The organism is Citrobacter sp. wls615 (assembly GCF_005281355.1).
Classification (GTDB): domain Bacteria; phylum Pseudomonadota; class Gammaproteobacteria; order Enterobacterales; family Enterobacteriaceae; genus Citrobacter; species Citrobacter werkmanii.
This window is the reverse complement of record NZ_SZXM01000008.1, coordinates 90,398-99,280: the sequence shown is the minus strand read 5'-3', so window position 1 is coordinate 99,280 and position 8,883 is coordinate 90,398. Positions and strand designations below refer to the sequence as shown.

The window sequence follows — 8,883 nt, the reverse complement described above, 5'->3', positions numbered from 1 at the left end:
CGTGTCGATGGAGGCGCATTATAGGGAGTCGACTCAGGAAGACAAGCGGAAAAATGCTTTTTTGTTTCAACCGCTCACCTTTTACCCACAACGCTTACTTTTGCTGCTTTTTTATCGCCATTGGCAGGTCTGCCAGACTATTTATAACCAAATCTGCCGCATTTTCTGCTTCCGGCGTGACGGGTTTGCCCGTGCGCACCAGTACCTTGGTTCCAACATTCGCAGCTGCCGCCGCCTGCATATCTTCTATTTTGTCGCCTACCATATAAGAAGCAGCCATATCGATGTGCAGGAAGTCGCGGGCGGAAATCAGCATCCCGGGATGCGGTTTACGGCAATCGCAGACCTGACGATACTCTTCTACGGTACCCTGCGGATGATGCGGGCAATAGTAGATACCATCCAGATCAACGTCGCGATCGGCCAGCGACCAGTCCATCCATTCGGTCAACGTTTCAAACTGAGCCTCGGTAAATTTACCGCGCGCGATACCAGACTGGTTCGTCACCACAATTAGCGCGTAACCCATATTTTTAAGTTCACGCATGGCATCAATAACACCGTCGATAAACTCGAACTCGTCAATCTCATGTACGTAACCGTGGTCCACATTAATGGTGCCATCACGGTCGAGAAAAATTGCAGGTACAGACTTTGCCACCTTTTATAGCTCCTGAATAAGGCATGTGGCTCTAGTATCGCATGTTTCGGCGGGCAAGAAAGTGCTCATCGTGCAAAGCTAGATTGATTTAGACGTCTGGATGCCTTAACATCCATCTTGTTGACGGCCTTGACCGTCCCAGACAGACGAAAATGCCACGGCTAACTTAATTACGATAATAAATAACCAATGATTAAACTTTCGAATATCACCAAAGTGTTCCAGCAGGGGACTCGCACCATTCAGGCGCTAAATAATGTCAGCCTGCACGTTCCTGCCGGGCAGATTTATGGCGTCATTGGCGCCTCCGGTGCCGGTAAAAGTACGCTTATCCGCTGCGTTAACTTACTTGAACGCCCAACCGAAGGCAGCGTTCAGGTCGGCGGTCAGGAACTGACCTCGCTTTCAGAGTCCGAGTTGACCAAAGCTCGCCGTCAAATCGGCATGATTTTCCAGCACTTTAACCTGCTCTCTTCCCGTACCGTATTTGGCAACGTCGCGCTGCCGCTGGAACTGGATAACACACCAAAAGACGAGATCAAACGCCGTGTAACAGAACTGCTGGATTTAGTCGGTCTTGGCGACAAGCACGATAGCTATCCGGCCAACCTTTCCGGTGGACAAAAACAGCGAGTGGCGATCGCTCGTGCGCTGGCAAGTAATCCCAAAGTGTTGCTGTGCGATGAAGCCACCAGCGCACTCGACCCTGCAACCACGCGTTCGATTCTGGAGCTGCTGAAAGACATTAACCGTCGTCTGGGTCTCACCATTCTGCTGATTACCCATGAGATGGACGTTGTAAAACGCATTTGTGACTGCGTGGCGGTCATCAGTAATGGTGAACTGATTGAGCAAGACACCGTCAGCGAAGTTTTCTCTCATCCGAAAACGCCGCTGGCACAGAAGTTTATCCAGTCCACTCTGCATCTGGATATCCCGGAAGATTATCTGGAACGTTTAAAAGCAGAGCCGCAGGCCGACAGCGTGCCAATGCTGCGCATGGAGTTCACCGGTCATTCGGTCGATGCGCCATTACTCTCTGAGACGGCCCGTCGCTTTAATGTAAATAACAACATTATTAGCGCGCAGATGGATTACGCCGGCGGCGTGAAGTTCGGCATCATGCTGACTGAAATGCACGGCACACAGGAAGATACACAAGCAGCCATTAACTGGCTGCAGGAACACCATGTAAAAGTAGAGGTACTGGGTTATGTCTGAGCCGATGATGTGGCTGCTGGTTCGCGGCGTATGGGAAACGCTGGCAATGACCTTTGTGTCCGGTTTTTTTGGTTTTGTCATTGGCCTGCCGGTTGGCGTATTGCTGTACGTTACGCGTCCTGGGCAAATCATTGAGAACGCTAAGCTTTACCGTACGCTCTCTGCGCTGGTAAATATTTTCCGTTCCATCCCATTCATTATTTTGCTGGTGTGGATGATTCCATTCACCCGCATGATTGTGGGTACCTCTATTGGGCTGCAGGCCGCTATCGTCCCGCTGACCGTCGGCGCCGCGCCGTTTATCGCCCGTATGGTGGAAAACGCGCTGCTGGAAATCCCGACCGGGCTGATTGAAGCCTCCCGTGCGATGGGCGCCACGCCGTTGCAGATTGTACGTAAGGTATTGCTGCCAGAAGCGCTGCCGGGTCTGGTCAATGCCGCCACCATCACGCTCATCACGTTGGTTGGCTATTCCGCGATGGGCGGTGCCGTCGGCGCAGGTGGTCTGGGACAGATTGGTTACCAGTACGGTTATATTGGCTACAACGCTACCGTGATGAATACAGTACTGGTATTGCTCGTCGTTCTGGTTTATTTAATTCAGTTATCCGGCGATCGCATCGTCCGGGTTGTCACGCACAAATAACGTTGCACACAACACTAAAAACTCATTAAGAAAGGAAATAAGCATGGCGTTCAAATTCAAAACCTTTGCGGCAGTTGGAGCCCTGATCGGTTCTCTGGCACTTGTGGGTTGCGGTCAGGATGAAAAAGATCCTAACCACATCAAAGTGGGCGTTATTGTTGGCGCAGAGCAACAGGTTGCAGAAGTCGCGCAGAAAGTGGCAAAAGAAAAATACGGTCTGGACGTTGAGCTGGTCACGTTTAACGATTACGTCCTGCCTAACGAAGCGCTGAGCAAAGGCGACATTGATGCTAACGCCTTCCAGCACAAACCGTACCTGGATCAGCAGATTAAAGATCGTGGTTACAAGCTGGTTGCCGCGGGCAATACTTTTGTTTACCCGATTGCGGGCTATTCCAAAAAAATCAAATCACTGGATGAGCTGCAGGAAGGTTCTCAGGTCGCGATTCCAAACGACCCGACTAACCTCGGCCGCTCGCTGCTGCTGCTGCAAAAAGTGGGCTTAATCAAACTGAAAGACGGTGTTGGCCTGCTGCCGACCGCGCTGGACGTGATTGAAAACCCGAAAAACCTGAAGCTGGTTGAACTGGAAGCGCCGCAGCTGCCGCGTTCACTGGACGATGCGCAAATCGCCCTGGCGGTCATCAACACCACCTACGCCAGCCAGATTGGCCTGACCCCGGCAAAAGACGGTATCTTTGTTGAAGATAAAGATTCTCCGTACGTAAACCTGATCGTGACCCGTGAAGACAACAAAGATGCTGAGAACGTGAAGAAATTCGTGCAGGCCTACCAGTCTGACGAAGTGTACGAAGCGGCAAACAAAGTCTTCAACGGCGGTGCGGTTAAGGGCTGGTAATTTTAGGCTGTTTCCAGAATCTGTAATATCATCAGGACGGGCGCTTGCCCGTCTTGTCATTTATGCAAGCACCTGATTCAATATCTGACGTTTAGATCATTCATTGAGGAAATATTATGCGTGCTTTACCGATCTGTTTAGTAGCACTCATGCTGAGCGGCTGTTCTATGTTAAGCAGATCCCCTGTTGAACCCGTTCAAAGCACCGCTACCCCGCCAAAAGCGGAGCCGGAAAAACCAAAAGCACCGCGCGCGGCGCCGGTAAGAATCATTACTAACGCCGAAGATTTAGTGGGTAAACCGTTCCGCGATCTCGGCGAAGTCAGCGGCGAATCCTGCCAGGCATCAAACCAGGATTCCCCTCCTAGCATCCCAACCGCACGTAAACGCATGCAGATTAACGCCTCTAAAATGAAAGCGAATGCGGTATTGCTGCACAGTTGCGAAGTAACCAGCGGGACCCCAGGTTGCTATCGTCAGGCGGTTTGCATTGGTTCTGCACTGAACATTTCGGCGAAATGAGCCATTTTCAGTTCGAGCAAATAGGCGTTATCCGCTCACCTTATAAAGAAAAGTTCGCTGTTCCACGCCAGCCAGGTCTGGTGAAAAGCGCCAGCGGCGAACTGCATTTGCTCGCTCCCTATAACCAGGCCGAAGCTGTTCGCGGCCTGGAAGCCTTCAGCCATTTGTGGGTGATTTTTGTTTTTCATCAGACAATGGAAGGAGGATGGCGTCCAACCGTGCGCCCTCCCCGTCTTGGCGGCAACGCCAGAATGGGTGTCTTCGCCACGCGTTCAACGTTTCGTCCTAACCCTGTTGGCATGTCTTTGGTTGAGCTGCGGGGCATCCGCTGCCATAAAGAGCACGTTATCCTTGAGCTCGGCGGACTGGATCTTGTCGATGGTACGCCGGTAGTGGATATTAAGCCGTATCTGCCATTTGCCGAATCGCTGCCCGCTGCTCGCGCCAGCTATGCTCAGGATGCACCGCAGGCCAGCATAGATGTGACGTTCAGTGAAGAGATCGCTGGGCAACTGGCTGGGCTGGAAAAACGTTATCCGCATCTTCGCCAGTTTATTGCCGAAGTGCTGGCGCAGGATCCCCGTCCTGCCTACCGTAAAAACGAGGAAGAAGGCAAAACCTATGCCGTTTGGCTGCTGGGCTTTAACGTCCGCTGGCGCGTTACGCCGTCAGGATTTGAGGTCTTTGCTCTGGAAGCCCGCTAATTTGCGTCGCGTACTCTTTTGACATCCCTTTCTCGCTGGTAAACTAAACCACTTTTGTTTTGTGCCAGGCTCGTTTTGAGCCTGTTCGATCGTTCAACTGGAACCGTAACAACATGCGTACTAGCCAATATCTGCTCTCCACTCTGAAGGAGACACCTGCCGACGCCGAAGTCATCAGCCACCAGCTGATGCTGCGCGCCGGGATGATCCGCAAGCTGGCCTCCGGGTTATATACCTGGCTGCCGACCGGCGTGCGCGTCCTGAAAAAAGTCGAAAACATCGTGCGTGAAGAGATGAACAACGCCGGTGCGATCGAGGTGTTGATGCCGGTCGTTCAGCCCTCTGAGCTGTGGCAAGAGAGTGGCCGTTGGGAACAATACGGCCCGGAACTGCTGCGTATTGCTGACCGTGGCGATCGCCCGTTCGTCCTTGGCCCAACGCATGAAGAAGTGATCACCGACCTGATTCGTAATGAGCTGAGCTCTTACAAACAGCTGCCGCTGAACTTTTACCAGATCCAGACTAAATTCCGTGACGAAGTCCGTCCGCGCTTCGGCGTGATGCGTTCCCGCGAATTCCTGATGAAAGATGCTTATTCTTTCCATACTTCTCAGGAATCCCTGCAGGAGACCTACGACGCGATGTATGCGGCGTACAGCAAGATCTTCAGCCGTATGGGTCTCGATTTCCGTGCGGTCCAGGCGGACACCGGTTCAATCGGCGGTAGCGCCTCTCACGAATTCCAGGTGCTGGCGCAGAGCGGCGAAGACGATGTGATCTTCTCCGACTCCTCCGACTATGCAGCAAACATCGAATTCGCCGAAGCCGTGGCCCCGAAAGAGCCGCGTGCGGCAGCAACGCAGGAGATGACGCTGGTTGATACGCCGAACGCGAAAACCATCGCCGAGCTGGTTGAACAGTTCAACCTGCCGATCGAAAAAACCGTAAAAACCCTGCTGGTGAAAGCGGTTGAAGGCAGCAAGTCTCCGCTGATTGCGCTGCTGGTTCGCGGCGATCACGAGCTGAACGAAGTCAAAGCGGAAAAACTGCCGCAGGTTGCCAGCCCGCTGACCTTCGCCACTGAAGAAGAAATTCGCGCGTTGGTGAAAGCGGGTCCGGGATCTCTGGGTCCGGTGAACATGCCAATTCCGGTTGTTATCGACCGTACCGTTGCCGTGATGAGCGATTTCGCTGCGGGCGCGAACATCGACGGTAAGCACTATTTCGGTATCAACTGGGATCGCGACGTTGCCACCCCGGAAGTTGCGGACATCCGTAACGTGGTCGCTGGCGACCCGAGTCCGGATGGCAAGGGTACGTTGCTGATTAAACGCGGCATCGAAGTGGGTCACATCTTCCAGTTGGGCACCAAGTACTCTGAAGCGATGAAAGCCGCCGTTCAGGGCGAAGACGGTCGTAACCAGATCCTGACCATGGGTTGCTACGGTATCGGGGTAACTCGCGTGGTTGCTGCCGCTATCGAACAGAACTATGACGATCGCGGTATCGTCTGGCCAGACGCCATTGCCCCGTTCCAGGTGGCAATTCTGCCGATGAACATGCATAAGTCCTATCGCGTGCAGGAACTGGCTGAAAAACTGTACGCTGAGTTGCGCGCGCAGGGCATTGAAGTGCTGATGGACGACCGTAAAGAGCGTCCGGGCGTGATGTTTGCCGATATGGAACTGATCGGTATTCCGCACACCATCGTGCTGGGCGACCGTAACCTCGACAACGACGATATCGAATACAAATACCGTCGTAACGGCGAGAAGCAGTTGATTAAAACAGGCGACATCGTCGACTACCTGGTAAAAGCCATTAAAGGCTAATACCAGCAAAAGGCCCTGATTATCAGGGCCTTTTTTATCGATTAATTACACGCTTTACCAGGGATAAACTTCGCATCTTTATCCGCCATCAGCGTTTTCACTTTTTCGCCGGTGTCCGGGTTCGCCTCCAGCGTGAAATGCGCTTCCAGCGTCAGCAGTACGGACTGCCCGTTTTCCGCGCGAGCGGCTAAATAGTCACGCTCAAGCTGGGCGTTATTCGCCACCGGCATCCGTTTACCCGTTGCGCAGTCGGTAAAGATAGCTGCATCAGCCATATAGAAGTACATCCCCCGCATCGGCATTGGCGTCACTGGTAAGCTGGCGGAAACCGGCTGGAGCGTGTAGTTGAACTGCGACTCAATCGGATTACCTTCACGATCGAGCATTTCCAGCGCTTCACCTTTTACCCGGTAGTACGACTTTTCACCTTTGCTGTCGGTCAGCACCAGCTTGTCAGCAGTGCGCGCCCATGTACCATAAGAGGCAAAGGACGACGGTTCATCCCTCACCCCCTGATAGCGTTCGTTCATCACCCATGTTCCGTCTTTTTCAAGGAACAGAGAAGTTTCAATCCCTTCGCAGTCTGCGCAAGGCAGGATGCCACGCCAGCTCTGCTGCATCGGTTTTAATTCTGCCGCCCGTGTCGGCTGTAGTACTTCGACTTCAGTACGATTGTTACAGCCGATCAAGGAAAAAAGCGTGCATGCAGCGACTACGGACAATATTGCTGTTTTCACTATCAATTCCTTATAAATTTTTATTCCTGCTCGTCAGTCTTGCGTTCGACGAACTCTCCCGCGCAGTGCTTTCACTGTGGATTTTTGCGCCTTCGACGACAACCTACGCTCTTTCGAAGCGCGCGTAGGACGCGTTGCCTGTCGGCTTTTTTGCACTGCGGTTAATTCTTTGATCACCGCCACCAGCCGCGAGATTGCCGCTTCCCGATTAAGCTCCTGGCTACGGTATTCCTGCGCCTTAATGATAATAATGCCATCGCTGCTAATCAGATGATGGCTGGCGGCAAGCAGTCGTTCCTTATAATACTCTGGCAGGCCAGAGGCCCGAATGTCAAAGCGCAAATGGATAGCCGTCGAGGTCTTGTTAACGTGCTGACCGCCCGCGCCCTGCGCCCGAATCGCCGTGATTTCCAGCTCATTATCAGGGATAGAGACGTTTCGGGAGATAACAATCATGAACGCGGCTGCCACGCGGTCAGATGAATTTCCAGATTGTTCTGAGAATCGGACAACCAGATCGCGCCATCCTGGATCGTCGCCTGCAGCGCCATGGTGCGACCAGCAAATTCACTCAGTTGTGCCAGCTGTTCGTCATCCAGATACCACACGGTAAGATTTTTAAACTGCGCGCACTTACTCTGGTTTTGTTGCCACCAGATCTGGGCCGCACGGCTGTTGTAGGTAAACAGGGCCACCTCAGCAGACTGAGTGCAGGCTTTCTTAATACGGCGCTCATCCGGCAGGCCGAGTTCAATCCATAAATCAATGCCCAGATGGTCGTTTCGCAGCCATGCTTCCGGTTCATCTTCCGCACTCAAGCCCCGCGTAAACTGCAGGCGCTCATCGGCATATTTAATCCACGCCAGCAGACGCAGCATCATGCGCTCCTGGGTTTCTGAAGGGTGACGCGCCAGCGTCAAGGCTGCGTCAAGGAATTGGTTGCGGTCAAGATCCGCCACATTGACTACAGCTTTATAGATTGTCGCTTTAAGCGCCATTTGAGAACTCCTTTCGAATCAGGCGCACATTGTAGCGAAAACCACGGCAAAAGGCTGCTAACAGCGCCTCTATCAAGGCGCTGATATTGCCTGAATGAGTATGGTATAGTCACCTTGCTAAACAGAGTTTATCTTCGTAGGCTTAGACTTGCATCCACGGTTAAGTCAGAGTGCTGACAGGAGGGCATGTGGAAAAATATTGTGAGTTAATACGCAAGCGGTACGCGGAAATCGCCAGCGGAGACTTAGGGTATGTCCCGGATGCGCTGGGCTGCGTATTGAAGGTGCTTAATGAAGTGGCGGCAGACAGCGCCCTTTCAGAGTCGGTCAGGGAAAAAGCGGCCTATGCTGCCGCGAACTTACTGGTGAGCGATTATGTCAATGAATGAAACGTATCAACCCATCAACTGTGATGATTACGACAATCTTGAACTCGCCTGCCAGCACCATTTGTTACTGACGTTGGCGTTAAAAGATGGCGAAGTTTTGCAAGCGAAGGCAAACGATCTGGTTTCCCGCAAAAACGTGGAATATCTGGTCGCAGAGGTCGCAGGTGAAACACGTGAGCTTCGCCTCGACAAAATTGCCAGCTTCAGCCACCCACAAATCGGTACCGTGGTCGTCAGCGAATCCTGATTATTTTGTTGCCGGATGGCGGTGCAAGCACCTTATCCGGCCTACGGTCCATGCAATACGTAGGCCGG

General features: G+C 52.7%; 12 protein-coding genes. 8 read left to right on the top strand and 4 right to left on the bottom strand.

Annotated features, from left to right (window positions below; all coding sequences use genetic code 11):
* Window positions 1-94: 94 nt before the first annotated feature.
* Window positions 95-661, bottom strand: coding sequence for a D-glycero-beta-D-manno-heptose 1,7-bisphosphate 7-phosphatase (gene gmhB / locus FDX04_RS03885; protein WP_042312133.1), 567 nt, complete (start codon window positions 659-661; stop codon window positions 95-97).
* Window positions 662-850: 189 nt separating this feature from the next.
* Here gmhB and metN point away from each other — a divergent pair, with 189 nt between their 5' ends.
* The 6 genes from metN (at window position 851) to proS (ending at window position 6,444) form a co-directional block, all read left to right on the top strand.
* On the top strand, window positions 851-1,882 hold the full coding sequence (gene metN, locus FDX04_RS03880; RefSeq protein WP_137360296.1) for a methionine ABC transporter ATP-binding protein MetN: 1,032 nt from the start codon (window positions 851-853) through the stop codon (window positions 1,880-1,882).
* Window positions 1,875-2,528 carry a methionine ABC transporter permease MetI gene (locus FDX04_RS03875; RefSeq protein WP_006686810.1) on the top strand — a complete coding sequence of 218 codons (654 nt, stop codon included), beginning with the start codon at window positions 1,875-1,877 and terminating at the stop codon, window positions 2,526-2,528. Before metN ends, FDX04_RS03875 begins: the two co-directional genes overlap by 8 nt.
* 43 nt (window positions 2,529-2,571) lie before the next feature.
* Window positions 2,572-3,387, top strand: a complete 816-nt coding sequence (metQ, locus tag FDX04_RS03870) for a methionine ABC transporter substrate-binding lipoprotein MetQ (RefSeq protein ID WP_006686809.1) — start codon at window positions 2,572-2,574, stop codon at window positions 3,385-3,387.
* A gap of 116 nt (window positions 3,388-3,503) precedes the next feature.
* Window positions 3,504-3,908 carry an Rcs stress response system protein RcsF gene (gene rcsF / locus FDX04_RS03865; protein ID WP_016151780.1) on the top strand — a complete coding sequence of 135 codons (405 nt, stop codon included), beginning with the start codon at window positions 3,504-3,506 and terminating at the stop codon, window positions 3,906-3,908.
* Window positions 3,905-4,612 carry a tRNA (N6-threonylcarbamoyladenosine(37)-N6)-methyltransferase TrmO gene (gene tsaA / locus FDX04_RS03860; RefSeq protein WP_137360295.1) on the top strand — a complete coding sequence of 236 codons (708 nt, stop codon included), beginning with the start codon at window positions 3,905-3,907 and terminating at the stop codon, window positions 4,610-4,612. Before rcsF ends, tsaA begins: the two co-directional genes overlap by 4 nt.
* 113 nt (window positions 4,613-4,725) lie before the next feature.
* Entirely contained in the window at window positions 4,726-6,444 is a 1,719-nt protein-coding gene (gene proS, locus FDX04_RS03855) for a proline--tRNA ligase (protein WP_061380836.1), read from the top strand.
* 41 nt (window positions 6,445-6,485) lie between these two features.
* On the opposite strand, the gene nlpE is transcribed toward proS, so the two are convergent.
* The 3 genes from nlpE to FDX04_RS03840 are packed head-to-tail and all read right to left on the bottom strand — an operon-like array spanning window position 6,486 to window position 8,179.
* A complete protein-coding gene (nlpE, locus tag FDX04_RS03850) occupies window positions 6,486-7,184 on the bottom strand; it encodes an envelope stress response activation lipoprotein NlpE (protein WP_094300986.1) in 699 nt (232 codons plus the stop codon).
* 30 nt (window positions 7,185-7,214) lie between these two features.
* Window positions 7,215-7,637 carry an alternative ribosome rescue aminoacyl-tRNA hydrolase ArfB gene (arfB, locus tag FDX04_RS03845; RefSeq protein WP_042312146.1) on the bottom strand — a complete coding sequence of 141 codons (423 nt, stop codon included), beginning with the start codon at window positions 7,635-7,637 and terminating at the stop codon, window positions 7,215-7,217.
* The gene (locus tag FDX04_RS03840; protein WP_042312149.1) at window positions 7,634-8,179 is read right to left on the bottom strand and encodes a YaeQ family protein; all 546 of its coding nucleotides are present in this window, start codon (window positions 8,177-8,179) and stop codon (window positions 7,634-7,636) included. The genes arfB and FDX04_RS03840 overlap by 4 nt, the downstream gene beginning before the upstream one ends.
* Window positions 8,180-8,367: 188 nt before the next feature.
* Here FDX04_RS03840 and FDX04_RS03835 point away from each other — a divergent pair, with 188 nt between their 5' ends.
* A complete protein-coding gene (locus FDX04_RS03835; RefSeq protein ID WP_005132083.1) occupies window positions 8,368-8,568 on the top strand; it encodes a YaeP family protein in 201 nt (66 codons plus the stop codon).
* Window positions 8,555-8,815: a Rho-binding antiterminator gene (gene rof / locus FDX04_RS03830; RefSeq protein WP_032940409.1), complete on the top strand. Its 261-nt coding sequence runs from the start codon at window positions 8,555-8,557 to the stop codon at window positions 8,813-8,815. Before FDX04_RS03835 ends, rof begins: the two co-directional genes overlap by 14 nt.
* The last annotated feature ends 68 nt before the right edge of the window (window positions 8,816-8,883 follow it).